The following is a 26,115-nucleotide window of genomic DNA, read 5'->3' on the forward strand; positions in this document are numbered from 1 at the left end:
ATTGCTACTGAACCATAATTTCCTGCGGGGGAGGGCCCGCAAGTGGGCCTGACATGATTGGCGACGATGATTCGATGATGGCGCGAAAGCAACCTGATTCGCCGGTCCGTCGGGCGCGCCACCCGGTCGCAGGTGCCCCCTCAGCAGCGCCGCCGTGGCTGCCGGGGCGCGGCGCTACCGCCGTCCGCCCAGGAGGGGGCCGCCGTCCCTGCGGCGCACCGCGACGACGGCCGCCCGGGGCTGGGCGGACCCGCCGTCCGGCCAGTGGGACGCGGGCCGCTGCGGACTGGCGTCGGGCAGCTCTCCGGGATGCTGCACCGAGACCAGCACGAAATCCGGACCGATCACCGGTCCGCAACATTCGGCGCCCGTGGGCACCGTGAGGAACCGTTGCACCCGTCCGCGTTCGGGGCCGCTGAGCGGCACCATGTACAAGCCGTCGTTGCGGCCGCCCCGGCCGTTCGCGTCGGTGGCGATCCACAGGTTGCCGTGGTCGTCGAAAGCCAGGTTGTCGGGCGAGGAGATCGCGCTGACCAGGCTCTTGTCGACCCCCATGTAGTACGTCCCCGGTGACTCCGGGTCGCCACAGACCAGCAGCAGCCGCCAGCCGAAGCGTTCAGCCGTCGGATCGTCCCCGCGTTCGCACAGTTCCAGGACGTGCCCGTCGCGATTGCCGGAGCGCGGGTTGGCCTCGTCGGGAGCCGGCAGGCCGGGAGCCCCGCGCTGGTCGTTGTTGGTCAGGGAGGCGTAGACCCGCCCGGTCACGGGGTGAGGTTCGACGTCCTCGGGCCGGTCCATAGGGGTGGCCCCCGCGCGGTCGGCGGCGATCCGGGTGAAGACGTACACCTCGTCCGCGCGCATGCCCGGCACGAAGCTGAGGTCGTTGTGCGCGAGCGGAATCCACCGCCCCGTCCCGTCGAACGCCCCGTCGGCCGGCAGCCGACCGGATCCGTCGATCTCCTCAGCCGGGCTGTCTCCGTCGAACCGTGCGACGTAGAGGGTTCCGGAGTCCAGCAGACGCTTGTTGTGCGCGCGGCTGGCGGGATCGTCACCCGGCCGCATGCGCCCGTCGGAAACGAATTTGTATATGTACTCGAACCGTTCGTCGTCCCCCATGTAGGCCACGACCCGTCCGTCCGGGGCGGTCGAGATGTTGGCTCCCTCGTGCTTGAAGCGGCCCAGAGCCGTGTGCTTCACGGGCACGGAGTCGGGCTCCAGCGGGTCCACCTCGACGATCCAGCCGAAGCGGTGCGCCTCGTTGGGCTCGCGACCGAGGTCGAACCGCGTGTCGTACTTCTCCCAGCCGCGCAGGGAGGGCCCCTCGGGGAACCCGTACCGCCTCAGCCCTTCCGACACCAGGGGGTCCGTCACCTGGTCGGCGTGGGCGAAGGGCATGTGCACGTTCTCCTCGCCCGACAGCACGGTGCCCCACGGGGTGGTGCCGCCCGAGCAGTTGGCCATCGTGCCCAGCACCCGGGTACCCGCCGGATCGGCCGAGGTACGCAGCAGCGGCGACCCGGCGGCGGGGCCACGGACCTCGAAGGGGCTCAGCAGGGTGATGCGGCGGTTCCACCGTCCGTCCACCCTGGTCCTCAGCCTGCCGTCGTCCGCCCGTTCCACGAGTACCACCGACAACCCGTAGGCCATCCAGGCCGTCCGCACGTGGGCCTCCGTCGGCTCCTGCGGATTCCAGTCGGGGAACATGAGCGGCTCGGTGGCGTACTCGTGGTTGGAGACCATCAGCCACCGTCCCGCGGCGCGCAGCGGGACGAGGGCGCAGTAGTCGTTGTTCACCCCGAACTGCCGGGCCTGCGCCGCCTCGTCCTGGTGATCGAAGTCGAAGGCCGGGGCGCCCGGCAGGACGGCGTCCCCCCAGCCGATCAGCACCTCGTGGGTGAAGCCTTCGGGAACGGTCACGCGGTCCCCGCTGTCGGGGGGCACCGGCAGGAATCCGCGCTTGTCTCCCCCTCGTACGTGCGGTCCGGGTTCCTGGGCCCGGGCCGCGGGCACGGCCGCCGACACCACGGAGAGCGTCCCGCAGCCGAGCAGGGCCCTGCGTGACAGAGCCCTGCGCAATAACTCACCGAAATAGGTGTTCCCGGAGGTGTTCGGCGCGTCGCGAGCACAGGCGTTCCCGCATTTGAATGTGCACGTTTCCGGGGAGCGCCGGACGTCGTGATCGGTGGCCAGCAGGGGGAGTTTCCGGGATGACACGCTGAGAGAATCCTTCCTCGGGAGCACCAGTGCCGACTTCAGCCTTCGGTATGCACGGACCTTGCAGAGGCGACTGACCACGCTTCGCAGGATTATTTCGGACCAGCATTCCTTCATGCATAGCAAAGGTAAAGTGCCGGTATCGTCATTGACCGGAAATCATCGGCCCCGCATGCACGTCCCGCCCCACGGGGCTCCTGAGGAAACGCGTCGTCGGCCGCCCCACCCGTCACCCTCGACCGCGGCTGCGCGACCTCCACGACCTGCCGGGCATCCTGCTGGACATCGCCATCGGCTTCTCGGGGATCCGGTGCCGGGAGGTCCTGCAGAACGCCGTGCGGCCGGTGCCCCGGTGCCTCCCGGCGCTCGACCATGTTGCATGTGGTGCTGGATGTGATGGATGAGACCGAAGGTGCTGGACCGGTGCTGGATATGACCACGATGAAAGTCGTCTTCGCAGGTGGAGGCGCTGTGCTCAACGTTCCCTACGTCATGTGAGAGCAGCGCATGACCCACGAAAGGTGCCGCACTGCGCAGGGGACGGGCCGTCTCGTGTGCCTCTACGCTGTGAAGTCGAGTTCCGGCACGGAGCAACCGCGGGGAGCGGGAAGAAGCAGGCGGCCGCCGTGGTGGGGCGGTGATTCGGCATGGCCGACCCACGCACGCGGTGGTCCATGGCCGGGTCCTCGTCCTCGGTCCGCACTGTGCGGGATGTGTCGTTGTGACTGTTGCGGGCGGTGGCCGGTGGCTTCTGGATGCGTCGGTCGGCCCGGTGTCGGGGCACGCCGGGCGCCGAAGCCGCCGGTAGTACGGGCACATGGTTGACCACCGAGACCACCCGTTGATCTGCTTGGCGAGGCGGGTCGGGGCCGCGACCCGTTTGGCGGCTTCCAGCCGACGCCGCAGCGACGAGGCGATCGCCGGGATGGGTTCGTATGGCAGTCACCGTTTCCTCGTGGTTCCGCTGTACTCAAACTGCCACGCATGGCGTGCCGCCGCATGAGAAGGAACACACAATGCCTGAGACCGGCCGTGCCGTCGCCGGGCCCTCCGTCCCAAGCAGTACCCGGCACCGAGCCACTCCCTGCAGAGGAGACGGAGACGGCGGAAGAAGCCGAGCACGAACAGGAGGTGCGTGGTGAACGACGAGGCACCGTCCGCTCCGCGGATCGTGGTAGGCATTGATGGCTCCGAACCGTCGAAGGCAGCCCTGCGGTGGGCGGTCGGTCAGGCGGAACTGACCAGTGGGGTGGTCGACGCGGTCACCGCCTGGGACTTCCCGACGTCCTGGTACGGCCTGGCGCCACCCACGGACAAGAAGCCGGAGGACTACGAGGCGCAGGCGCGCACGTTCCTGAACCAGACGATCGACCAGGCCCTCGGCCCGGGTCCGGGCCGGCCGGTCCCCATCTACGCCCGCGCGGCGTATGGACACCCGGCCGCCGTCCTGCTCGATGCCGCCGCAGGAGCGCGAATGCTGGTCGTGGGCAACCGAGGTCACGGAGGGTTCACCGAGGCGCTTCTGGGCTCGGTGAGCCAGCACTGCGTGCAGCACGCCCCCTGCCCCGTCGTCGTCATCCGCAGCCATAGCCATGAAACGTGAACAGCCCGTCCCGACCGGGAGGGCAGTATGTCAGGGGCGGACGGCTTCGCTCAGTGGTCTACGCCTTTGGTGGGTGTCGGATGATTCGCAGCCCGTCACTCAGCGGCATTGGGGAGGTTCCATGCCGAAGGCTGCATAACAGCAGGGTGCCGTGACCGGCGGCGAACCGGCGTCCGCAGCGCCGGGGGCCTCGTGCGTACGGCCATCGGTGAGGAACGGGCCGAGCTCGATGGCTTCCGCACAGCAGCGCAGCGATCGGCCGCCCACTAGCCACCCACAGGAAGCGGGGCACCGTCATCATGTCATCGATGCTCTCCGGCACGATCCCATCCACCATGCCGAGACTGCCCGGGTGCTCATGCAGCACCATCGCCCGGCTCCTGAACAGCTGAAGCGCGAAGCCTGTACTCAAGGTGCTGTGGCACGGTCGGAAGCTGCCCGATTCGCGGGGCGATTCGGGACCACGCAGCATGGAAATCAACGCAAGACTGTCGTTTGGTGGAGGTGAATCGCGATGACCCTGCCCGTACACCACCGGCCCGGCCCGCTCCTGGAACGCCCGTTCCAGGCCCTGAGCTGGGGAGAGCCGACCGCCGCCGAGTTCGACGACCTCTTCGAACGGATGGCCCGCTTCCTGCAGTCCGCCAGTATCACTCCCGCCGTCGGGGCTTGGTCGCCTCTGGCCGACCTGCACGAAACGGACGTCGCCTACGTGGTCGAGGCGGAACTGCCCGGGATCAAGCGCGAGGACATCGACATCGAGATCAGCGACCGGGGCCTGTGCATCACCGGTGAGTACAAGCAGTGCGAGCGCGAAGGCGTCCTGCGCCGCAGCACCAGGCGTACCGGGCGCTTCGAGTACTGGGCGCTGCTGCCGGCGGACGTCAGAGCCGAAGAGATCACGGCAGAACTGGCCGACGGGGTGCTGACCATCACCGCCCCCAAGGGCCAGGCAGCCAGGCCGCACCACATCGAGATCACCCAAGCCTGAGGTGGAAAGAACGGTGGTGGGGCCTGTCCCCACCACCCGTGAAGCCGCTCACGTCTGGACGCGCGATGCCGCACTGCCAATGCAAGGAGTCGCACTATCTTCGGTGTACACGCATTATCCTCTGCGGCCTCACCGAGGCACAGCAGGACCTTATCCACGACGTGCACACCGTTGTTACCAACAAGGCCGACACCATGCGGTAGGCCCCGCCCCTCCGAGGCAGTTCCCCCGCCCACACGTGCGAAACGGGCTGACACTTGGTCAGTGTCTGTGTGTCCATGCAGCCGGGGTGTAGGGGGACCAGCTCAGAACCGCAAGGGTGCGGTTGCTGAACCCGTACGCGTCCTACGGCACAGGTGATGTGCCTGGTGGGCGAAAGAAGGGAGGTCCGACGTGCATGAGGCTCCGCACATCGTGAGCGATGTGATGACTCAGCAGGTGGTTGCCGTCAGGCGCAACGCACCCTTCAAGGAGGTCGTCCGGGTCATGGGGCAATGGAAGGTCAGTGCCCTTCCGGTCCTGGAAGGCGAAGGGCGCGTCGTCGGTGTGGTCTCCGAGGCCGACCTGTTGCCCAAGGAAGAGTTCCGCGACAGCGCTCAGAGCCTGTACGGACAGCAGCAACGCCTGGCCGACATCGCCAAGGCGGGAGCGGTGACCGCGGAGGAGGTCATGAGCTCGCCCGCCGTCACGGTGCATCCCGACGTCACGCTGGCCCAGGCGGCCCGGATCATGGCGGTGAGCCACGTCAAGCGCCTTCCCGTGGTCGATGACGAGGGCATACTGAAGGGCATCGTCAGCCGCGGGGATCTGCTGAAGGTCTTCTTGCGATCGGACGAGGACATCGAGGAAGAAGTGCGCCGCACGGTGGTGTCCTACCTGTTTCCCGCCCTCAGCCACACCATCCACGTGAACGTGTACGAGGGAGTCGTCACTCTCCGCGGACAGGTCCAGGACACCTCGCTCGTCTCGGTTGCCGTGCGCCTCGCCAGCGCCGTGGAGGGCGTGGTGGACGTCGAGCCGCACCTCACCGGTGAGTCCGGCCCCCTGGCCACACCCGAGAGCACACAGTGACAGGACCCCTGGCGCGGGTGGCCGGCCGGTCGGTGCTCGTCGGCTTGCTGATCATTTCAGAATGCGTAAGGATCGGGGCCTTGGCGGTTGGGCTGGGGCGGCAGTCTTCTGCGGGTGCCGGACGAAATGCGCACGGGAATTGTCCTTCGAAGACCCGCATCCGGGCCGGTCGGCAGGCGGTGTCCTTGGGGCGGGAGTGGGTGGTGGAGGACGGCCTGTCGGGGCAGGCCGGCGGTCTCCGGCGGCGCCGGCACCGGCGCCGCGGCGGTTCGCCGTCAGGGCGTTGGCACGGTTGTCTCCTTCCATGACGGCATTGCGCAGCGTGCCTATTTCGGCGTCCCTCCGGCGCCTTTCCGACGTGCGTGGTGCGTGGGGGTCGGCGCAAGGCGCCGGGTCATCGGGTCAGGAAGTCGCGCAGGATGTTGCGGCTGGTCTGAGAGGTGATGCTCCCGTATGCGTCGTCATCGAAGGCGTGCTCCGCGAAGGGCAGTTCCTTGACCGTGGTGTCGATGCCCTTGGCGCGCAGCGCAGCACCGAGATCCTTCACTGTCCGGGGCGGCGCGCTGCGGTCGCGGTCGCCGACGACGAGCAGGGTGCGCTGAAGGCCTTCGGTGATCTGGCGGTCGGTGACACCTCGCGGTAGCGGTCGGAGTACCGCTCGGGCGTGCCGCCCGTGAACAGTTCGGCGGTCTCGCGTGAGCCCCCACGTCGCGCTGCCACATTCCGGTGACGTCGGTTCCGGGGTAGAAGCCGACGACGGAGGCCGGGGGATTGGGTGTACGGCCACTGGCTGCTTTGAGGGTGCCGTTCTGCAGGCGGTAGGCGGTATTCATGGCGAGGGTGCCGCCGGCTGACATGCCGCCCATGGAGATGCAGTGGGCGTCGATGCCGTAGTGGTCGGCGTGGTCCTCGACCCATCGTTGGGTGAAGACGTCGCCGAAGGAGACATCCGTGCCCTCTTTCTGCGCCGCGGTGAACTGGACGGCTCCGATGACGAGCGCGGCGCCTGTCGGAGCCTCGGGCGCTGAAATCCTTGGTGCGCTCCGACACCCAGGAAGCCGGCCAATTCGCACCGATCAGCGAGGCGAGGGAGGCGGCTCACGCCTACGGGCTCGGGCTGTGTCCGGGCGAGGTCAGGGGTGTGTGGAGGCGGCAGGAAGGGTGAGTGTCACCGAGAGCAACCGTCCGTCGCCGTACGTCGGTTCGAGCGTGCCGCCCATCGCCTCGGTGAGGTCCTGGGCGAGTCGCAGAGTCAGGCTGTCGGCGCGCGGGGCGCCGTCGGGGCCGCTGGTGAGGCGGATGCGAAGCCTGCCGTCGAAGGCTTCGGCGGTCAGTGTCGGCGGAGGTTCCCCGGTCGGGCTGTGTCGCAGGGCGTCGGCCGCGAGGGCGGTCAGGACCCGGGTGAGCTGGGCGCCGTCGGCGATCACGTCGGGCTCCTGCTCCGGTAGTCGGATCTGGATGGTGCGGCCGCCGGGGCCCAGGTCGTCCAGCACGGCGGTCAGGACCTCGTCCAGGCCGACGGGGCGCAGGTAGAGGTCGAGGGCCCCGCCCTGGAGCCGGTCGAGGTCGGCGAGGTCGGTGACAACCTGCGCGGCGCGCCGGACCGCCACCCGAGTCGCATCCGTGTCCTGGCGGGCGAGAGCTTGTTCCGCCGCGTGCAGCCGCTCTCGCAGGTCGTGATCGGCCGCCCGGATCAGGGAGGCGCGGGTGCGTTCGGCGGCGGTGAAGGTATCCGCCTCAGCGGCATGCCTGGAGAGCTTGCCGTGCAGGTAGGCCATACCGAGTTGGGCCGCGCATACGCCCAGGACCCGCTGGTCGTCGGTGGCCAGGACTCCACGGGCCGCCAGCGTGAGGGTGTCGCCGACCGGGCTTTCGACATCGGCGTTGTACGGCTGCTCCGGCGGGCGCGCACCGGCGCTGGCGACTACGTACCAGCGTGATGCCGGTGTTGCCTCGGGGGCGCGTTCGAGCAGACTGACGGCGGTCAGCCCGAAGCTCTCCCGTACCTGTTCGACGAGGCTGGGCAGGTCCTGGCCGTGCATCATGGCGGTCGCCAGCCGACTCAGCACCCGCGCCTCCCATGTCGCGTGGACGGCCTGCCGGGTACGCCGGGCGGCCATGTCGGCGACCCCTCCCACCAGAGTGGCGGCGATGACGAAGCCCGCCAGCGCGAGGACGTCGCCGCCGTGCTCGACCCGCAGCGAGTGAACGGGCGCGGTGAAGTAGTAGTCGGCGAGCAGCGCCGTCGCGAGGGCTGCGCCCAGTGCGGGAATCAGCCCGCCGGCCAGGGCGACGCCCACGGCGGCGAGCAAGTAGACGATCAGCACTCCGGACAGGGCGAGCCGTGGGGCGGGCGCGGTCAGGAGCAAGGTCAGCACTGGCAACAATAGTGCGGCACCCGCCGTTGCCGGCCAGAAGTGGCGCGGCCCGGTGCCACGGCCGGGGCGCGGCCGCCGCGTCGTGAGGGCGGAGCTGGCGGCCGCCTCGTGGGTGACCACATGGACGTCGATGGGGCCCGAGCCGCGGATCGTGCGATGTCCTACTCCGGCGTCCAGCAGCAGCGACAGTCGGCTACGGCGGCTGGCGCCGAGCACGATCTGGGTGGCGTTCTCGGCCCGGGCGAATTGCAACAGTGCCTCGACCACCGACTCGCCCGTCGTCTGGTGGTAGGTGCCGCCCAGGGACTCCACCAGGGTGCGCTGGGTTGAGAGGGCTGTCGGATCGGCGTGGGTGAGCCCGTCGGTCGGTACGACGTGGAGGGCCAGCAGTTCGCTGCCCGGAGTACGCGCGGCGATCCGGGCGGCGCGGCGGATCAGTGTCTTGCCTTCCGGGCCGCCGGTCAGCCCCACCATGATCCGCTCACGGGTCTCCCAAGGGATGGCGATGCCGTGCTCTGCGCGGTACCGCTGCAGTCCCTCTTCCACCCGGTCGGCGAGCCACAACAACGCCAGCTCGCGCAGCGCGATGAGGTTGCCCACCCGGAAGTAGTGGGTGAGAGCCGCCTCGATCCGGTCCGACGGGTAGATGTCGCCGTGCGCCAAGCGGCGGCGCAGAACCTCCGGCGGCAGATCGACCAGCTCAATCTGATCGGCTCGGCGGGCCACTTCGTCCGGCAGCGTCTCGCGCTGGAGCACCCCCGTGATCTGCCGAACGACATCGTTCAGGGACTCCAGGTGCTGGACGTTGAGTGTGGTGATGACGTCGATCCCCGCCCCCAGCAGCTCCTCCACGTCCTGCCACCGCTTGGCGTTGCGGGTTCCACCACCAGGGGTATTGGTGTGGGCGAGTTCGTCCACCAGCGCGACCTGCGGGCGGCGAGCCAGCACCGCGTCAAGGTCCATCTCTGTGAACGTTGCTCCCCGGCGGGGTACCGTCCGCCGCGGCACCGTCTCCAGGCCCTCGGCCATGACAGCGGTCGGTCGTCGACCGTGCGGCTCGATGAAGCCCGCGACCACGTCGGCTCCGGCGGCACGTAGACGCTGGCCCTCTTCGAGCATGGTGTACGTCTTCCCCACACCCGGGGCTGCCCCCAGGTAGATCTGCAGCCGTCCACGCGCCATCCCCGGGCTCCCGTCGGTTCGTCGCACTGATCTCCGCGCGCCTCCCTCCATGGTGTACCGGCGCGACGGTGCGCAGCGAGGCACCGTTTACAGCACCGGGTTGTCAAGGGCGCTACCGGTGTGGACCTTGCCGAAGGCCAGGGCGAACATCACCATCGCGGTCACCGTAGTCCACACGATCCCCAGCGGAACCCAGCCAGCGTCACCGACCTCGACGCCACCGCCAGCACCACAATGCCGACCACCTTCCAGCCCAAGGTCACGTACTCCAGCACGAAACCCCGGCGCAGCAGGGCCTGACCGGAGGTCTTATTCACGTCGCCCACCAGGCAAGCCTCCCAACGGGACCCATACCGGAGGAACACGAGGAAGCGACACGCGCCTCTACACCTCCACTCATCGCGCAGACAGCGGATGCACACCGCCACAAGACACGCTCCGGCCACGCCTCGGATGCGGGCCGAGGCGACCGGCATGAGGATGGAATACAGGCTCAGGGCGTCCAGGAGGCGACACGATGCCGGGGAAGCTGGCCACGGGCGGCGACCCCAAGAAGACGACCACCGGCGAACTCGCCCAGGGAAAATCGTTCCCGGCGGGGAACCGTTCACGGCTACGGCGGGCACCGACATCGATGTGGTGCCGGGGACGATGAAGGGCCACCGGATCCGTCGCCGCCCATCGTCAACGGGGAAGAGCAAAAGCCGAACGGGCACGCCCCCACCGGGAGGTCGCCAACGGGGCTTGCGGCACAACCGAGAAGGGGAGCGGTGACATGCGGCATCACATGGTCGAAGATGTCATGACCACGGCCGTCGTGAGCGTGCGGCCGGATGCGGGCTTCAAGGACATCGCCTGGCACCTCGCGGAGCACGACATCACGGCGATGCCGGTCGTCGACGACCAAGGCCGCCCGATCGGCGTGGTGTCGGAGGCGGACCTGCTACGCAAACAGGAGAGCCAGGCGGATCCTGGCGGACACCTGAGCGTTACCTACCTGCAGCCCGCAGGACGCGCCAAGGCGCACGCACTGACTGCCGATGGAGTGATGACCAGCCCTGCCATCACGGCGCGACTGCGGTGGTCGGTCGTAGAGGCGGCCCGTGCCATGGCTCGCCACCACGTCAAGCGGCTCCCCGTGGTGGACGACGCTGGCAGGCTGGTGGGCATCGTGAGCCGTGGTGACCTGCTGCGTGTCTTCCTGCGGCGCGACCCGGCGATCCGCGAGGAGATCGCGACGGATGTCCTGACCCGGACTCTCGGCGTGACTCCCGGCGCGGTCACCGTCCAGGTCACCGACGGACGGGTGACGCTCAGCGGCACCATGCCGCTGGGCAGCCTCATCCCCATCGCGGTACGCCTGTGTGAGAGCGTAGACGGTGTCGTCGACGTCACCCATCACCTTCGCGCGGAGCCCGACACCGCAGTCGGCACACCGCCGCGGTGACCAGTCTGCTCCTGGCCGTCGTCCGCCTTGCGGCCCGGAGCGTCACCACCGGATCACCGACATCCCGCGCTGACCTGTTCCGAATGGGTCGCCGTGTCGGCGCCTTTCCACGACAGGGCCGATGTCGACTGCCGTCGCCGCCGACGTCGGCATCAGCCGAACAGACGGCGCACCCGTAGAGCGACGACGAGCCGCCACCCGGGCTCAGGCACCAACAGCCATGCGCTCAGGGCAAGTCCTCCGCTCCCGCGAGCGTGGCCGCTTCCACGCGCGGCTGTGCCTGCACCGCCCGCCCCCGGTGCCAGGGCGGCCTGGCACCGCACGCGGTCGGCTGAGCCCTCTTCCCGGCTCGGGAGAGGCTGGTCATCGTTCCTCCCGGCTCGGGAACCCGGGTGGGGCATCGCGCAGCGGGCGGGTCTCGATCACGCATCCGGGACCGGGACAGATCTCCGTCTCGTGGCCGTCGTCGTAGCGCACCCGGTAGGGCGGTTCCCCGTTCCGGCCGAGTACTTCTACGACGATGGCATGGTGCTCGGGTGTTCCCACGGTCCTGCCGGTGAACCGCAGCACGCCACCTACATGCGCCTGCATCCTTGTTCACACTCCTGGCATCATTCCCAACCTGCTTCTGACGCTGCTCGGCATCCCGACGGGTGCCATGCGCAGCTCCACCATGACTCACTTCCTGCCGGCCTGCACCGGTGGGGCCCGGCCTCCCGCTGGATCGTGGCCACTCATCCACCGGAAACGTCCGTCGGCATGCGCCTGAGCGAACTGCAGCCTTCGGTCACTCACTGGTCGGCCGGCCCGATGCGGCGGCCGGTGAGGCGCGTGGGCTGGATGCGTACCCACATCCCACGCTCGCCCCCGGCCCACGGCTCGGCATGGGCTCGATCCGCCAGCCGCCGCACGGCGCCGGGCTCCGAAACGACGCGGGCCGGGCCGACGACGAGCACGCTCCAGCCCTGGCTCATGGCCTCGTCGACGTGGTCGACTTCGAAGGCGACGTCCGTTCCCACGGCCGCGGCGGGGGCCGAACCAGGAGCGGTACGGAAGACGACAGCGTCGTCGACGACCTCGTAATTCACCGGGATGATCGCCGGGCCGTCCGGGGTGGACACCGCGACGCGCCCCACGCCGTGCGTGGAGAGGCGGACGCGGCATTCGCCGGGGTTGAGAGCCTGCAGTCGGGGGTGGATGAGCGCCTGCCCCTGGCCGGGCGGTGCCTCGATGCCGACTCCGCGCAGCGACGCGACAGTCGTGCCCAGGGTGTCGGCCAGCCTGATAAGCGTCGCCAGGCTCGGATCGGCCGGCCGTTCTTCGAGGTAGGCGAGGTATTCGCGCGCCATGCCGGCCCGGTCGGCGATCTCCTCGCGGGACAGTCCTTGCCGTGTGCGTTCGGCGGCCACGCGTCGGCCGATGTCACCAGGACCCGCAGTGCCGTCGGGCGGGGTCGTGGCAGACATGGCACCGGACTCTTCCCTGCCAGGCAGGGAAGACGCCTGGCATCCGCCGGGCTCACGCGCGAGGTGACGCACGTGCGCATCGGGCCCGGGGAACACGAGCGTCACCTCACCCGTTTCCGCCCAGCGCACGTCGTAGGGAGGCGTTCCGTCCTCGTGGTGGAGTCCGACGATCTCGCCGTCGCGCCTGACAGCGCCGGTCGCCGGGCTTTCGATCACGAGTTGGTCGCCGAGGTGAGCTCGCATGGTCACCACCGCCTCCTCCCGATGCCGCTGTAGCCAACGTGCCACGCGTGGCGTGCCGCCGCATCGGATGTCGCCCGGGATCTGCGGCCATACGGACGTGTAGGCGCGGATGCTCGCGCACCGAGCGCCCCTCACAATCGCCCACCTCGGTCGACACAGGCACCATCCCGTCCCGGGACCTCCGCCCGGACCGGTGCACCAGACCGCCATCCCGCACGCACGCCGCCCTGTCGCCGTCGTCCCGCACGGCCGAACCCGGTTACTCACGGTAGCCCGCTTCGTGCTCCGCCTCAGAAGGAGACTCGGCACGAGTGCGCCTACGTGATGCCAGGGCCGGCCCCTTGTCCTGGTGGGCCGGGAAGCTCTTCCAAGACGCTCCAGGCTATGGGGCCGGCGAGCAGGTCGGCCATCCGGCGGAAGACGTCCATGAGCATGTCGTCAACGGTCAGGACCCCGATCACCTGCTGTTCGTCAAGGACAGGAAGGCGGCGCACACCGCACCGGCGGAAGGTCCGGTACGCCTCCTGCGCCCCGTCGTTGACATCCACCGTGATCACCGGGCTCGACATCGCACCACTCACAGGAGACTCAGGGTTCAGACCGCCGACCAGGACGTGCAGAGCGAGGTCGCGGTCGGTGACGATCCCGGCCGGGAACCCGTTTTCCGTCATCACCACGGCACCGACGCCGTACTTGTCCATCAACCGGCCCACATCCCGCACAGGCGTCGCAGGGGCGGCGGTCACCGCTGGCGAGCTCATCAGTTCGGAGACCTTCATCGCCGTACTCCTCTCTTCTCACCTCGGCCAATCTCACCTCGTCCAACCGCCTCGGCGCCGCCTTGCCTGTTCCTGCCGCAGGCTCGATGCGCCCGTCTTGTCCGCCGAGCCGAGCGGGCAGGGCGCCGTCCGCCTTGGCCATGTCACTGGCGCAGGACGTCGAGGACGACGGAGCCGTCGACGGTCTCGTGGGTGACCAGTTCTCCGGCCAGGCGTTCGAGGGCGGGCTGGTGGCCGCGCAGCAGCGTGATCGCGCGCTCCTCGGCCTGGCGCAGCAGCCGGGCGACCTCCTCGTCGACGATGCGTTGGGTCTGCTCCGAGTACGCCGGAGTGCCGGGCTCCTCGGTGGTCTCGCCAAGGAAGTGCGGGTGGGACGAGGCGTAGCCGATCGGGCCGAGTTGGGGGGAGAGACCGAACTCGCGGACCATGCGGGTGGCGATCTGGGTGGCTCCGGCCAGGTCGTTGGCGGCTCCCGTCGATCCTTCGCCGAAGACGACGAGTTCGGCCGCGCGTCCGCCCAGGCGCACTGCCAGAAGGTCGTTCAGGTAGCTCTCGCTGTACAAGCGACGTTCTGCTTCGGGGAGTTGTTCGGTGACGCCGAGGGTGACGCCGGCGGGGAGAATGGTGACCTTCGCCACCGGGTCGGCGTGTTCGCACAACGCCGCGACCAGGGCGTGGCCCGATTCGTGGACGGCCACCGAGCGACGTTCCTCGGGCAGCAGCGCGTTGGAGGACTCCCGGCGTCCGAGCAGGACGCGATCGCGGGCGGCGTCCAGGTCGTGCGGCTCGATCCGGGTTCGGTCGTCCCGTACGGCGTTGATGGCGCCCTCGTTGACCAGGTTGGCGAGATCCGCCCCGGAGAATCCGGGTGTGGCACGGGCGACGACGTCCAGGTCGATGCCCGGAGCCAGGTTCTTGTCGCGGGTGTGTACGGAGAGAATCGCGGCCCGTTCGGCCTGGTTGGGCAGCGGTACGGAGACCTGCCGGTCGAACCGTCCGGGGCGCAGCAGGGCCGGATCGAGGGCGTCGGGCCGGTTGGTGGCGGCGAGGACGACGATGCCGCTGGACTGGTCGAAGCCGTCCATCTCGGACAGCAGCTGGTTGAGAGTCTGCTCGCGCTCGTCGTTGCCGCCCAGCCGTGTCCCACCGCCGCGACGCGATCCGAGCGCGTCGATCTCGTCGATGAAGATGATCGACGGAGCACGTTTGCGGGCATCGCCGAACAGGTCGCGTACTCGGGATGCGCCGACGCCGACGAACATCTCCACGAACGCGGAGCCCGTCACCGACAGGAACGGTACGTCGGCCTCGCCGGCGACGGCCCGGGCGAAGAGCGTCTTGCCAGTACCGGGCGGCCCCACCATGATCACGCCACGGGGTCCCTTGGCGCCTGCGGCGGTGTACCGGGCGGGATTGCGCAGGAAGTCGACGACCTCGCTGATCTCCTGCTTGACCCCGTCGTAGCCGGCGATGTCGTTGAAGCCGGTGGTCGGCCGTTCCGCCTCGATGATCTTCGCGCGAGAGCGTCCGATGGCGCTCAGCCCGCCGGTCATCGACCCTGCGGCCCGGCGTCCCATCCACACGAAGAGGCCGATCAGCAGGAGGAACGGCAGGAAGGCGAAGAGCACGGACGACCACGCCGAGGCGCCGCTGCTGCTCTGGCTGGCCTTGATGTGCACGTGGTGCGAGGTCAGCTGTTGCTGGAGCTGGGCGCCGGTGCCCAGCGCGGTGGGGATCTGCGTGGTGAATTTCGTCCCGTTTTTCAGGGTGCCGCTGATCGCGCCTCTGTCGTTGACGTCGACCGTCTGCACCTGGCTGGTGCCGACCTTGCCGACGAAGTCGCTGTAGGACAGTGAGGCCGGGTGTGGTCCGGAGCGGGCGCGAGCGAGCAACAGGACGATGATGAGCGTCATCAGGATCCACCAGAAGAGCCACCGTCCGCCGACCGGCTGCGATGGCCGGGACGGGGGCGTGGGCGGCTCGCGCGGCGGCCCGGGTTTGGCGGGCGGCGTCAGGTGCCTGTGCGGCATCCGCACTCGTGTGATCACCGATCCCACGCCCTTCCGTCGACATGAACCCCGGCTACCAGCCTCAACCCGGTCGTTCCTGGACGGCAGGGGTCGAACGGCCCTGAGCGGGCCGTTCGGTCAGTGCCCGCCCGGGCCCGTAGCCGCCGGCCGGCGCCCCGGAAGCCGACCGACAGGTGTGCGCATCATCTCGCCGCTATCGCCTGCTCGCCGAGGAACCCATCCCAGTCCGTGGCCACTCACTGATCACGTGGACTGATGCGGCGCCCGGTCAGGCGCGTGGGCTGGATCGATACCCACATCTCACGTTCGCCCCCCGCCCACGGCTCGGAGTGGGCTCGATCGGCCAGCATCCGCGCCTCTTCAGGCTCCGTAACCCCCCGCGCGGGGCCGACGACGAGCACGCTCCAGCCCTGGCTCATCGTCTCGTCGACATGGTCGACCTCGAAGGCGACTTCCGTTCCCACGGCCGCCGCAGGGGCCGAGCCCGGGGCAGTCCGGAAGGCGATCGCGTCGTCGATGACCTCGTAGTTCACCGGAATCACTGCCGGGCCGTGCCGCGTCGATACGGCAACGCGGCCCACGCCATGCGTCGAAAGCCGGGCACGGCATTCGTCGGGGCCGAGGTCCCGCAGCTGGGGGTGCAGGAGCGCCTGGCCTTGGCCAGGGGGCAGATCGCTGCCGCCCCCGCGCAGGGCTGCGACGCTGGTGCCCAGTGCGTCAGCCAGTCTGATGAGACTCGCCGGGCTCGGCTCGGCCGGCTGTTCCTCGAGGTAGGCCAGGTAGTCGGGCGCCATGCGGGCGCGGCGGGCTGTTTCTGCCCGGGACATTCCCTGTCGCTTGCGCTCAGCTGCCATCCGCCGGCCGATGTCGCCGGGATTCTGTGCCCCGCCCGCCCCCATCCTGTTGGACATGGCGCCCGCCTGCTTCTTCGCTGCCCCATCCATGCGTGCCCGGGAGAGCTTTTCAGGTCCCCCGGGCCCGTGCTCGACGTGACGGACATGTGCGTCGGGTCCGGGAAACACGAGCGTCACCTCGTTCGTATCCGACCAGCGCACGTCGTAGGGAGGGGTTCCATCCTCGTGGTGGAGTCCGACAATCTCGCCGTCGCGCCTCGTAGCGCCGGTGGCAGGGCTTTCGACAACGAGTTGATCGCCGAGTTGAGCTCGCATGATCGCCGCCGTTTCCTCAGATTGTTGCTGTCCCCAACGTGCCACGCGTGGCGTGCCGACGCATGGGATGACCAGGCTGATCCGGAGAGCTGAACGAGCTGGTGCCGGGCCGACCGGCCTGGAGCGGGTCCCGGGCGGCTCATCCGTGGGTGGCTGACTCCCGACACGCTTGAAACAAGGCACCACTGGCTGTCACCAATCGGAACGGAGGGGCGACATGCACCACCGTACGGTCGCAGAGCTCATGACCCGGAATGTCGTCCGGGCACAGCGCGACATGCCGTTCAAGGAGATCGTCGAGCTGCTCGCGGAGAACGACGTCACCGCCGCACCTGTGGCCGACGAACTGGAACGCCCCATGGTGTGGTGTCCGAGGCCGATCTGCTGCGCAAGTGCTCCGACCGGGCGGACCCGTCCGGCCTGACGCCGATCCCGCACGTCGAGGCGTGGGAGAGCGTGCCGAGGCCGCAGGGGCCAGGGCCGAGGAGTTGATGTCGGTGACCTGCTGGCGCCGTGTGCGACTACCCCTTGTTGACCACGCTCAGCGGTTGCGCGGACTGCATCGCATCGCGGGCGTCAACCGCGTAGGTGTCGGCCCCAGAGGCTGGCGGGGAACCTCAAGGCGCCTCACCCGCGTCTCCATCCGCGGCATGCCGCGGAAACAGGACCAGTGGAGTTCCACCCGTGGACGGCAACGTTGCCTGCCGGGCCGGTACGGGTGGCTCCGGACACACGGGGCGGAAGGAGTCAACCGCTTCTCGCGGTTCCCGATCGTGCGGTGCGCGGCCGCTAGCCGCTTCTCCGCATCCTCGAATCCGGCTCCCTCCGCAATTCTCATTGGAACACGACTCCCCCGTTCCGGCAGGGCCGAACGGGGACCCTGCCCGCGGTCGGAGCGGAACGAAACCGCGTATGAGCCGGACGTCGGCGCGAGCCCCGCCATGGTGCGCGACCTCGCCGCACGCTCCACGGTGCCAGCTGCCGTCGCGGACCGCGCTTCAGCTTCAGGACGTACGGCGGCCTGCGGGGCCGGCGCCGGTGGTGGCGTCGTTCCTGCCGTGCGCATCCCGTTCGGCGGCCGCCACGTGGTGCTTGACCGCGGCGAAGCTGTCCGGCGCCACCGAGATGGAGTCGATGCCGCTGCGCACCAGGAAGCGGTCGACGCCCAGGGTGAGCTGGGTCAGGTCGTTGCTCCCGATCGAGAAGCCGTGGAGAGCGCGACCGCGAGGTGGTCGAAGCCCATGCGTTCCCGGTGGTCGATCGCCCGGCCGGTGAAGAGGGAGGCGTAGCAGCGATGACAGCAGCGAAGCAACTGATCCGGTCCCCGCACGTTCAGACAGGCCTCCTGCTGTCCGGCGAAACCCGCCTCGGGCAGGTCTTCGGCGGTGGCGCTGCTGCGCACCGCAACTTCGGGATTCTTGGCGACCCTGCTCGCGTGCGAGGCGCTCGTAGGCGGAGACGAGTTCGCGGGACAGCGCGGCGGGCAAGGGTTCGGCCATGAACATCGGCCCGATGGCCGCTCCCGCCTCGTGCAGAGCCGCTCCGCCCCGCAGGCGCGTGATCTGCTCCTCGATGTGTCCGCGCAGGCCGTGGCCGTGCAACAACTCCTGGTAGGCATCCGCGGTCGTCGCGAAACCTGGAGGCACCCGCACATCGACGCGTGCCAGGCGCGAGATCATCTCCCCCAGTGAGGCGTTCTTGCCGTCGGCGAGGGGAACGTCCCCGCGGCCGAGGACGCCGAACGGCATGACGCGTCGAGTGGTTGTCATGCTGCCCTCCGCCGTGTGCGCGGGTGTCACGGTCTTCAGTAGGGCAGCGGTCGACCAGAGGACGCCCGCTGGTCTGGCGGGAGAGGCCGGCGGGGCTCCTTCGGCCGTGCCCGGATCCGTATGCGACGCATCCCCTTCACCTCCTCGGTCTCCGGGGCCGAACGGGACTCCTGCTTCCACGATCGCTCCGGGTACGCGGACCCCGCAGTGCCGATCGGGCCCTGCACACGGGGCCGATCGGGCCCCCGCCCGGTGACGGAGCGCTGCCGAAGCCGTCCGGGTCCCGGTTCACGAGGCAGGGCCAGGAGGCCATGAAACCGGTCGTCGTCGCGGGTACCGATCAGCAGACGCAGCCGACTGCCCAGTGACTGCGCCTGCCAGGCCGAGGGCGTATTCCTGCCGCGCGAGGTCTCGCCAGAGAGCCGGTGGGAGGCCTTCGCGCTCGGCTGCGCTGATCCGTGCGTCGGGGGCAGGGCCCGTAGCCCTGCGCTCCGCTCCCCGGCTGTACCGCGTGCCAGCCGCTGCCCGCCGATGGAGCATTGAAAGCATGGATATACTGTCATATTTTCGACAGTGGCCTGCGCGGCGCACTCGGTCCGGGGATGAACGGGAAGTGCTGCGCCGCTCGCGGAGGCGGCGCTTGCGCTCGCTGCTGCACGTGCGGAGCGTCGCGGGCCAGGTGTTCCTCCTGCAGCTGGCAGTGGTAGGGATCATGGTCGTCGCGGCGCTGGGGGCGCTGGTGTTCCAGGCCCGGCGCCAAGGCACGGAGGCAGCCCGCAACGAGGTGCTTGCCGCCGGCGAGGCGTTCGCCAACTCTCCGGGGATCGTGAAGGCACTGGACGGCCCCAATCCCACCGCGGTGCTTCAGCCGCTTGCCCAGAAGGCCGAGAAGCGGTCCAACCTCGACAACCTGGTCGTGGCCACGACAAGCGGCATCCGTCTCACCCACCGTGACCCTCATCTGATCGGGAAGCACTATGTCGGCCCGTACAAGGAGGCCGCGCACGGCAAGGCTTTCACGCATATCGTCGTGGATCCTCTGGGGCTGTCCGTGTACGCGGCGGTCCCCGTGTTCCGGCCCGACGGCTCGGTCGCCGGCATTGTGACTCCCGAGATCACGGTCAAGAACGTGAACAAGGCGGTGGGGCGGCAGCTGCCTGTGCTCTTCGGTGGCGCCGGAGGCGCCCTCGTTCTGGCCGGTAGCGGTTCCGCTTTGGTGAGCGCGCGGCTGCGGCGCCAGACCCGGGGGCTCGACCCGATCGAGATGACCCGGATGTACGAGCACCATGACGCGGTGCTGCACGCGGTTCGGGAGGGGGTGCTGATCATCGCAGGGGACGGGCGGCTCCTGCTGGCCAATGACGAGGCGCGGCGGCTGCTGGACCTGCCCGCGGACGCGGAGCGGCGCCACGTCAACGACCTCGGCCTGACGCCGGACATAGCCGGACTGCTGGCCTCCGGGCGGACGGCCACCGACGAGGTTCACCTTGCGGAGGACCGGTTGCTGGCCGTCAACCTGCGGCCCGTCGGCAATGGCGGCCAGGCGGGCAGCGTGGCCACACTGCGCGACACCACCGAGCTGCGTTCCGTGACGAGCCGGGCGGAGGTGGCGCGGGCGCGGCTGCGGCTGCTGTATAACGCGGGGGGCCGGATCGGCACCACACTGGACGTGGTACGAACCACCGAGGAGCTGGCCGAAGTGGCCGTCCCCCGGTTCGCCGACTTCGTCACCGTCGAGCTTCGGGACCCCGTCCTGCGAGGCGAGGAGCCGAACGGCCCGAGCACCGAAATGCGCCGCACCGCCGTCTGCGGCATCCGCGACGACCAGCCCCTCTTCCCGGTCGGCGAACTGATCCGGTTCGTGGCCGCGAACCCCATAGCCGCTGGTCTGGCAGCAGGTCGTTCGATGCTCGAGCCCGACCTGGCTGCTTCCGAGGGATGGCGTGCCCAGGACCCGGAACGCTCTCGGAGGATCCTGGAGTACGGCATCCATTCCCTGGTCTCGGTACCGTTGCAGGCGCGCGGGGTCGTGCTGGGGATGGCCGACTTCTGGCGTTCGCAGAACCAGCCCTTCGACGAGGACGACCTGTCCTTCGCCGAGGAGCTGGCAGCCCGCGCGGCCGTGTGCATCGACAACGCCCGCCGCTACACCCGTGAGCACACGATGGCCGTCACCTTGCAGCGCAGCCTGCTGCCCCGCGAGCTGCCCGAGCAATCCGCCGTCGAAGTTGCGTACCGCTATTTGCCGGCCCAGGCCGGGGTGGGCGGCGACTGGTTCGACGTCATCCCGCTGCCCGGTGCCCGGGTGGCCCTGGTAGTCGGCGACGTCGTCGGCCACGGCTTGCACGCCGCCGCCACCATGGGCCGCCTGCGCACGGCCACCCACAACTTCTCCGCGCTCGACCTGTCACCCGACGAACTCCTCGGTCACCTCGACGAGCTCGTCGCCCGCATCGACCAGGAGCAGACCACCGAAGGCAACGGCGCCGCCATCACCGGCGCCACCTGCCTGTATGCGATCTACGACCCTGTCTCCGGCCGGTGTGTCGTGGCCCGGGCCGGTCATCTGGGCCCTGCCCTCGTCCACCTCGACGGCACCGTCACCTTCCCCGACATCCCCGTCTCCCCGCCCCTCGGCCTCAGCACCGGCCTGCCGATCGAAAGCGCAGAACTGCACCTGCCCGCCGGCACCAGCCTCGCCCTCTTCACCGACGGACTCGTCGAAAGCCGCGACCGCGACCTCGACACCGGCCTCGAACTTCTGCGAGAGACCCTCGCCCATCGAGACCGCACTCCGGAACAGACCTGCCAGACGGTGATCGACGCCCTGCTGCCCACCCACCCCGGCGACGACATCGCCCTTCTGGTGGCTCGCACCCGGATGCTGGACCCCGAGCAGGTCGCCGAGTGGGACGTGACGGGCGGCCCCACAGCCGTAGCCCCCCTCCGCTCCGCCTGCGCCCGCCGGCTGGAGACCTGGGGCCTGGACCAGGCCGCCTTCACCACCGAGCTGATCGTCAGCGAGCTGGTCACCAATGCCATCCGCTACGGCGCTGCCCCCGTCCGGCTTCGCCTGCTGCACGACCGCAACATCCTGCTCTGCGAGGTCTCCGACGGCAGCAGCACCTCTCCGCATCTGCGCCGGGCGGCCACCACGGACGAGGGCGGGCGCGGCCTGTTCCTCATCGCCCAGTTCGCCCAATGCTGGGGCACCCGGTACACCAACCATGGCAAGGTCATCTGGGCCGAGCAATCGCTGCGCGACGGTGCAGCCGAGCCCGGTCACGCCATGGGCGACGATCTCCTGGCCCAATGGGATGACAAGGCGCTGTGACGGCCCTGCCCTTGCGGTGCAGACCAACAGCTCGTGCCAAGGCCTTGAGCCTACGGACGCACTCGTTGCGATGACAACTGTTCCGTAGTCGCGACAGCCCCCGATTGCCCGACCACCGAACGCGGCATCGTACCGGGACAGCTCCGGACGACGGGCTGTCAGCGGTGCGGCGGTCCGTGTGAGGGGCAGTCAGCGGCTGCGGGCTGCACAGGGCGGGCGTGGTGAGGCAAACGGGCATTCGTCGGCGGCCGCAATCGCCTCGGCCGACCGATGGCAGTCGGGTCATCCGACACGGCACCACCCCGCTCTTCCGGGACCCTCGTCAGTCGAGCAGGGCGCCGGCCGTGTTGATGAGTTCCGCGTCGGCTTCCTCGGTGCGGTGGGCGGCGATGCCGGAGCGGAAGAGGGATGCTCCTTCGATCAGTACGGTGAAGACCCTTGCCCGGGCCTGGCAGACGGTGTCGGGGAGAGCCGGATTTCGAGCGCGCAGAAATCCGGCCACGTGATCCTGGTATTCGCCGTAGAAGGTACGTGTGACCGCCGCGACGGCTTCGTCGCGGCCCGCCAGTGCCCACAACTCGGCGTAGACCCGGACGAGTCGTGGATCATCGTGCTCGGCCAGGAGCTGGCGAATCAGCCCCTCCGTGTCCGGCGGGGTGTGCTCGGCCGCGTCGGCGAACAACGGGGCCAGCCTGTCGAGGGAACGGTCCAGGGTGCGGCGAAGGACGGCGGCGATCAGATCCGTGCGGGAGGGGAAGTAGTACTGCACATGCCCCAGGCGCGTCTGTGCGGTGGCCGCCACTGCCCGCATGGTCAGCTCGCCGTACCCGGATTCGAAGAGGATCTTCTCGGCGGCGTCCAGGAGGGCGGCACGCCGCTGGGCCCCCTTGGTCGTGGTGGGCGTCCGCTTGCCCTGTTCCGGGGATCGTCCGCTCATGCCGCCCGACCCTCCGCCCGTGCGTCTCGCGCGTCCTTGCGCACCACCAGGTCGACACCCTGCGCGGCGAGGTCGGACGGCACGCTCTGCGGATGCGGGTGCTGTTCGGGGAAGACCACGCCGCTCGGTGCGGGCGCACCGTCCTCGCCGCGTACCCGGCGCAACCCCATCAGGGCGCCCAGTGCGGTCAGATGCGCCTGCCCGGCCTGATCGGTCACCGTCGCGGAGAGGGCGTCGCCCTCGTGAACGACATCGACACGGAGCTGGGCCGTACCGCCTTCGCCCGGTGCGTACAGCAGTCCGCGGCGCGCCCTGGTGAAGCGCTCGCCGCGGCCCCAGCGGAAGAATCCGAGCCGCTTGGCTGCCAGCAGGGCCGCCGTGGACGCGGGCGAACTGAATCCGATCCGGGTTGTGGCGGTCGTGGTCCCGAGGGTGAGGGGAAGGGTGAACTGCTCGGGGGTGTCGATCCTGGCGACCCGGGTCAGCGACTCCCCGATACGGACGCGGCGGACGTCGCTCAGCGGCATGACCGTGCGCCGCTCTCCGTCCCGCACCACCTCGTAGTCCAGTCCGAGCCGGTCCATGAACTCCACCGAGTCCACGCCCGCCCGGTCGCCCAGGTCCCAGCGAATGGCCACGTCGACCGTGTCCGCACCGCCGAGCCGGTCACCGAGACAGGCTGCGACGAGGCTGGTCACGCCACCCATCCACGCGGAGGACAGCAGTACCGGTGCGGTCGGACGTGCCAGTGCCGCGACAGTGGCCGCGCGTTGCATCCGCGTGGTCCAGCGGGTGACGTCCACGAACGGCACCCCGCCGTCGATCGCGGCGCGCAGGACCCGGTCGTCCGGATCGTTGACGACGCCGGCAACCGCGCTGACCCCCGCTCGGAACGGCGTCGGGTCCGTCAGGTCCCAGGTGCGCAGCTCCGCGCCCGTCTCGTCCGCCAGTCGCTGTCCGCGCTGCACAGTCCGCCCCGTGAGCACCAGCGGCCATGACACGGCCGCCATCCGTGCCAGCTCCGCGCCGACCGTTCCGTATCCGCCGACCAGAAGCACAGGGCCGTCGGCGTCGAAGAAGAGTTCGTCAGTCATGAAACCAAATATAGGTCACGTGACCAAAAAAGTGGCCCTCCGTTCAGTCGCACCTGGCGAAAGCGGGTATTGGCGCTCAGGAGGGCCACGTCGGTGCCGACGTCGCGGGCCCCGGGCGGCGCGCTGACACTGCTCCCGGCCCAGCACTCGCCGCGAGCCGGGACAGATGACGGCGACCGCCCTGCCGCGCCTCCGGGTCACGGGGCAGGTCGATCCCGGTGGCGTACGCAAGGGGGATGCCGAGCCGTTCCGCGAGAACCACCGCCGCTCGCCCGCAACCATGAACTTCTCCCCGTACCGTCGGAGCGGCAGGGCGGGTCGAAGCTCGCGGCGAGGAGACGGTGCGGCATGCACCCCGGAGGGGCCGTCGGAGAAGCCGTAGCCGGTTGCCTGCCCGCCATGCGGCTTTCGGGCAGATGCTGCGGCACAGCACCGACCTGTGTTCCGTCCCGCGCTACGGCGTCTCCCGGCCGTCAGGGCTCACGTCGCTTCCCGTGCGTCCCGCTCATGCTTCACCACCTCCGCGAGCCGCGTCCCACGGCACGGCGGACAGCGTCCTGCTCGACATCATGAGGGAGCGGCTCCTCGATCGATTGCCGCGCGCCTCTCATCGTGCTCCGCGACAGGGAGCACGACGAAGGGGCGCGCGGCACAGAGCGGCCCCGGGTCCACCCCTCCTGGCGCGCGGCCGGACACGACGGTCGGTGCCCGTCGAGGGGGGCGGCGTGGTGGATGTCCGGCGGACGATGCGACGGCGGTTGCCGGGTCCGAGAAACGGGGCTTGGACGGACCTGCGGCGACACCTACCGGCCGAGTTCGGCAACGGAGTCCTGGCCGCGCTTCAAGGGCCCCATTCCGAGGTCATGGAGGACTTCAAGTTCGAGTGCTGGAGCTGCTGGAGCTGCTGGAGCTGCTGGGAGACCAACGTCGTCCAGGGCCGCCCCAAGGGGTTCTGGACGACAACACACTACGAGTTGCCCGGTGAATGGAACTACTGGGCATGTGGCGCCGTCAACACCACGCCCGACGACTGACGAGGGCGCCGACGCGTCCTCGCCGGGTGGACGGTCGCCGCGACGCCGACCCGGGTACGCCGCGACGCCGAATCGCCTCCCACTGGCTGGACCTGATGGGTTCTGGAGTCCGGCGCACAACGGCGGCCGCCGTCTCGGTTCGGGCATGCGCGGCAGGCCGAACGGTATTCACCGATGGCTCACGCCCGGAACGAAAGGGGCGCACTCCGATGCCCAGGGTCAGCACATTCGGCACCGTGGTGGCGACAGGAGCGGTGATGGCCGCCACCGCGGTGCTCTCCCCGGCGGCAGCCGCTACCTACGAATGCGGTGACAAGCACGTCTGCCTGTACGGGGGGCACGTGGGCCGAGCGGCGTTCTCCGCCCGCGCCGCCGTCCCTGACCTTCGCACCGTCGGGTTCAACGACCCCGGGGCAGCGCCTTCTGGCCGCCCGGACAGCGGGTGGGGCGCGGACGGGGAAGTGGGCTCGGAGGATCGACCCGGGCCGCTTCCCTCACGAGCGCGACGGCACTGCGGTCACGGCCCGGTGGCGAGCATGACGATCAGGACGAGGACGAGCAGGGCCACGTAGGCGACGGAGTGCAGGCGGTCGGGGACGCGCCCGCCGACCCGCCTGAGCAGGGCGATGGTGGGCAGGGATCCGCAGAGCAGTGCGGCACAGGCCACGAGATCGATGTGGCCGACGCGGCCGACGTGTGCCTGGGCGGTGGGCGCGAGCGCGTAGACCAGGGTGCCCGCGAGAGCGACGGGGGCGCTGAGCGGGTTCGCCAGCGCGGTGGCGGTGGCCATGGGCAGTCCGCGGCGGCGCAGCAGCGGGACCGTCATGACGCTGCCACCGACGCCCAGGCTCGCCGCGACCGCACCGATGCCCACGCCGCCGAACGTCGTGGTGAACCGGCCGAGCGGGCGCGGCCCGTCGTCGTCGGCCACGGCGAGGAACCCCTTGCGCAGAAGGCTGTCCGCGATCGTGACCACCAGGTACACGGCGAACAGCACATGCAGCAGGCCACCGCTGAGCCGGGTGGCGACGAGCGAACCGAGTGCCGCGCCCAGCAGCACGAAGCCTGCGAGGGGCCAGACGTACTCCTGCCGCAGTCGGCCGGCCCGGTGCTGCGCCAGCGTGGCGGTCACCGCGTTCACGACCATGACGGCCGTCGAGGTCGCGACGGCCACGTGCATGGCGTCGCCCGGGTCGTCGTGCACCGCGGTGGTCAGGAACGCGTACACGACGGGGACGGTGACGAAGCCGCCGCCGAAACCGAACAGCACCGTCGTGACGCCGGTCAGGCAGCCGAACAGGAGGAGCGGGAGACAGGGAAGGAGCGAGGTCGACACGGTGGAGACGCTAGGCGTCCGCGTCTACGGCGGACAAT

19 protein-coding genes and 3 pseudogenes are annotated in these 26,115 nt (G+C 69.8%); 8 read left to right on the forward strand and 14 right to left on the reverse strand.

Translation table 11 applies throughout. From position 1 onward, the window contains the following. Nucleotides 1-174: 174 nt before the first annotated feature. Nucleotides 175-2,214 carry a PhoX family protein gene (locus tag AMK22_RS12255; RefSeq protein ID WP_073784248.1) on the reverse strand — a complete coding sequence of 680 codons (2,040 nt, stop codon included), beginning with the start codon at nt 2,212-2,214 and terminating at the stop codon, nt 175-177. A 1,138-nt stretch (nt 2,215-3,352) separates the two neighbouring features. On the opposite strand from AMK22_RS12255, the gene AMK22_RS12260 reads away from it, so the two are divergent. From AMK22_RS12260 to AMK22_RS12270, 3 genes are all read left to right on the forward strand, one after another. Next, nucleotides 3,353-3,817 carry a universal stress protein gene (locus AMK22_RS12260; RefSeq protein ID WP_242433938.1) on the forward strand — a complete coding sequence of 155 codons (465 nt, stop codon included), beginning with the start codon at nt 3,353-3,355 and terminating at the stop codon, nt 3,815-3,817. Between the two features lie 514 nt (nt 3,818-4,331). Then, nucleotides 4,332-4,808: an Hsp20/alpha crystallin family protein gene (locus tag AMK22_RS12265; RefSeq protein ID WP_073784250.1), complete on the forward strand. Its 477-nt coding sequence runs from the start codon at nt 4,332-4,334 to the stop codon at nt 4,806-4,808. Nucleotides 4,809-5,201: 393 nt separating this feature from the next. Beyond that, complete coding sequence (locus AMK22_RS12270) at nt 5,202-5,879, forward strand: CBS domain-containing protein (protein WP_073784252.1); 678 nt, start codon at nt 5,202-5,204, stop codon at nt 5,877-5,879. Between the two features lie 394 nt (nt 5,880-6,273). On the opposite strand, the gene AMK22_RS40780 is transcribed toward AMK22_RS12270, so the two are convergent. Together AMK22_RS40780 and AMK22_RS42290 are read right to left on the reverse strand one after the other, a co-directional pair. Beyond that, nucleotides 6,274-6,426 (reverse strand): hypothetical protein, encoded by a 153-nt coding sequence (locus tag AMK22_RS40780; RefSeq protein WP_242433939.1) that lies wholly within the window; start codon nt 6,424-6,426, stop codon nt 6,274-6,276. Between the two features lie 214 nt (nt 6,427-6,640). Next, a pseudogene (locus AMK22_RS42290) lies at nt 6,641-6,745 on the reverse strand (hypothetical protein); the annotation flags it as partial. A gap of 9 nt (nt 6,746-6,754) precedes the next feature. Here AMK22_RS42290 and AMK22_RS40785 point away from each other — a divergent pair. Further along, complete coding sequence (locus tag AMK22_RS40785) at nt 6,755-6,907, forward strand: hypothetical protein (protein ID WP_242433940.1); 153 nt, start codon at nt 6,755-6,757, stop codon at nt 6,905-6,907. A gap of 105 nt (nt 6,908-7,012) precedes the next feature. Here the strand turns inward: AMK22_RS40785 and AMK22_RS12280 are convergent, their stop codons facing one another. Next, the gene (locus AMK22_RS12280) at nt 7,013-9,439 is read right to left on the reverse strand and encodes a sensor histidine kinase (RefSeq protein WP_073784256.1); all 2,427 of its coding nucleotides are present in this window, start codon (nt 9,437-9,439) and stop codon (nt 7,013-7,015) included. Nucleotides 9,440-10,214: 775 nt separating this feature from the next. Here AMK22_RS12280 and AMK22_RS12290 point away from each other — a divergent pair. Next, complete coding sequence (locus tag AMK22_RS12290; protein ID WP_073784260.1) at nt 10,215-10,886, forward strand: CBS domain-containing protein; 672 nt, start codon at nt 10,215-10,217, stop codon at nt 10,884-10,886. 363 nt (nt 10,887-11,249) lie between these two features. On the opposite strand, the gene AMK22_RS12295 is transcribed toward AMK22_RS12290, so the two are convergent. The 5 genes from AMK22_RS12295 to AMK22_RS12315 all read right to left on the reverse strand — a co-directional run bounded on the left by AMK22_RS12295 (nt 11,250) and on the right by AMK22_RS12315 (nt 16,573). Then, a complete protein-coding gene (locus AMK22_RS12295) occupies nt 11,250-11,477 on the reverse strand; it encodes a DUF1918 domain-containing protein (protein WP_073784262.1) in 228 nt (75 codons plus the stop codon). Nucleotides 11,478-11,677: 200 nt separating this feature from the next. Next, the gene (locus AMK22_RS12300) at nt 11,678-12,595 is read right to left on the reverse strand and encodes a pyridoxamine 5'-phosphate oxidase family protein (RefSeq protein WP_073784468.1); all 918 of its coding nucleotides are present in this window, start codon (nt 12,593-12,595) and stop codon (nt 11,678-11,680) included. Nucleotides 12,596-12,912: 317 nt separating this feature from the next. Further along, a complete protein-coding gene (locus tag AMK22_RS12305) occupies nt 12,913-13,374 on the reverse strand; it encodes a CBS domain-containing protein (protein WP_073784264.1) in 462 nt (153 codons plus the stop codon). A 143-nt stretch (nt 13,375-13,517) separates the two neighbouring features. Beyond that, a complete protein-coding gene (gene ftsH, locus AMK22_RS12310) occupies nt 13,518-15,404 on the reverse strand; it encodes an ATP-dependent zinc metalloprotease FtsH (protein WP_107430534.1) in 1,887 nt (628 codons plus the stop codon). Between the two features lie 236 nt (nt 15,405-15,640). Continuing rightward, complete coding sequence (locus tag AMK22_RS12315; protein WP_073784265.1) at nt 15,641-16,573, reverse strand: pyridoxamine 5'-phosphate oxidase family protein; 933 nt, start codon at nt 16,571-16,573, stop codon at nt 15,641-15,643. 217 nt (nt 16,574-16,790) lie between these two features. Here AMK22_RS12315 and AMK22_RS40790 point away from each other — a divergent pair. Then, nucleotides 16,791-17,133 (forward strand): annotated as a pseudogene (locus tag AMK22_RS40790) (CBS domain-containing protein); the annotation flags it as partial. A gap of 620 nt (nt 17,134-17,753) precedes the next feature. Here the strand turns inward: AMK22_RS40790 and AMK22_RS42025 are convergent. Beyond that, nucleotides 17,754-17,975, reverse strand: coding sequence for a PEP/pyruvate-binding domain-containing protein (locus AMK22_RS42025; RefSeq protein WP_338014154.1), 222 nt, complete (start codon nt 17,973-17,975; stop codon nt 17,754-17,756). A gap of 73 nt (nt 17,976-18,048) precedes the next feature. Next, a pseudogene (locus tag AMK22_RS42030) lies at nt 18,049-18,342 on the reverse strand (PEP/pyruvate-binding domain-containing protein); the annotation flags it as partial. 547 nt (nt 18,343-18,889) lie between these two features. On the opposite strand from AMK22_RS42030, the gene AMK22_RS12330 reads away from it, so the two are divergent. Continuing rightward, on the forward strand, nt 18,890-21,676 hold the full coding sequence (locus AMK22_RS12330; protein ID WP_079186103.1) for a SpoIIE family protein phosphatase/ATP-binding protein: 2,787 nt from the start codon (nt 18,890-18,892) through the stop codon (nt 21,674-21,676). Nucleotides 21,677-21,998: 322 nt separating this feature from the next. On the opposite strand, the gene AMK22_RS12335 is transcribed toward AMK22_RS12330, so the two are convergent. Further along, the gene (locus tag AMK22_RS12335) at nt 21,999-22,613 is read right to left on the reverse strand and encodes a TetR/AcrR family transcriptional regulator (protein WP_073784270.1); all 615 of its coding nucleotides are present in this window, start codon (nt 22,611-22,613) and stop codon (nt 21,999-22,001) included. Beyond that, nucleotides 22,610-23,707 (reverse strand): saccharopine dehydrogenase, encoded by a 1,098-nt coding sequence (locus tag AMK22_RS12340; RefSeq protein ID WP_199883199.1) that lies wholly within the window; start codon nt 23,705-23,707, stop codon nt 22,610-22,612. The genes AMK22_RS12335 and AMK22_RS12340 overlap by 4 nt, the downstream gene beginning before the upstream one ends. An 863-nt stretch (nt 23,708-24,570) precedes the next feature. Here AMK22_RS12340 and AMK22_RS39495 point away from each other — a divergent pair. Next, complete coding sequence (locus AMK22_RS39495) at nt 24,571-24,741, forward strand: hypothetical protein (protein WP_158072046.1); 171 nt, start codon at nt 24,571-24,573, stop codon at nt 24,739-24,741. 517 nt (nt 24,742-25,258) lie between these two features. Here AMK22_RS39495 and AMK22_RS12345 read toward each other — a convergent pair. Next, entirely contained in the window at nt 25,259-26,077 is an 819-nt protein-coding gene (locus AMK22_RS12345; protein ID WP_073784272.1) for a sulfite exporter TauE/SafE family protein, read from the reverse strand. Between the last annotated feature and the right edge of the window lie 38 nt (nt 26,078-26,115).

It is taken from the genome of Streptomyces sp. CB01580 (genome assembly GCF_001905795.1).
Taxonomy (GTDB): Bacteria; Actinomycetota; Actinomycetes; order Streptomycetales; family Streptomycetaceae; genus Streptomyces.

Bases quoted from the DNA above. Each gene is read 5' to 3' on its own strand.
- AMK22_RS12305 (WP_073784264.1), bottom strand. From the start codon at position 13,374: ATGAAGGTCTCCGAACTGATGAGCTCGCCAGCGGTGACCGCCGCCCCT.
- AMK22_RS12330 (WP_079186103.1), top strand. From the start codon at position 18,890: ATGGATATACTGTCATATTTTCGACAGTGGCCTGCGCGGCGCACTCGG.
- AMK22_RS12315 (WP_073784265.1), bottom strand. From the start codon at position 16,573: ATGCGAGCTCAACTCGGCGATCAACTCGTTGTCGAAAGCCCTGCCACC.
- ftsH (WP_107430534.1), bottom strand. From the start codon at position 15,404: ATGCCGCACAGGCACCTGACGCCGCCCGCCAAACCCGGGCCGCCGCGC.
- AMK22_RS12335 (WP_073784270.1), bottom strand. From the start codon at position 22,613: ATGAGCGGACGATCCCCGGAACAGGGCAAGCGGACGCCCACCACGACC.
- AMK22_RS12300 (WP_073784468.1), bottom strand. From the start codon at position 12,595: ATGCGAGCTCACCTCGGCGACCAACTCGTGATCGAAAGCCCGGCGACC.
- AMK22_RS12280 (WP_073784256.1), bottom strand. From the start codon at position 9,439: ATGGCGCGTGGACGGCTGCAGATCTACCTGGGGGCAGCCCCGGGTGTG.
- AMK22_RS12340 (WP_199883199.1), bottom strand. From the start codon at position 23,707: ATGACTGACGAACTCTTCTTCGACGCCGACGGCCCTGTGCTTCTGGTC.
- AMK22_RS12295 (WP_073784262.1), bottom strand. From the start codon at position 11,477: ATGCAGGCGCATGTAGGTGGCGTGCTGCGGTTCACCGGCAGGACCGTG.
- AMK22_RS39495 (WP_158072046.1), top strand. From the start codon at position 24,571: ATGGAGGACTTCAAGTTCGAGTGCTGGAGCTGCTGGAGCTGCTGGAGC.
- AMK22_RS12290 (WP_073784260.1), top strand. From the start codon at position 10,215: ATGCGGCATCACATGGTCGAAGATGTCATGACCACGGCCGTCGTGAGC.
- AMK22_RS12265 (WP_073784250.1), top strand. From the start codon at position 4,332: ATGACCCTGCCCGTACACCACCGGCCCGGCCCGCTCCTGGAACGCCCG.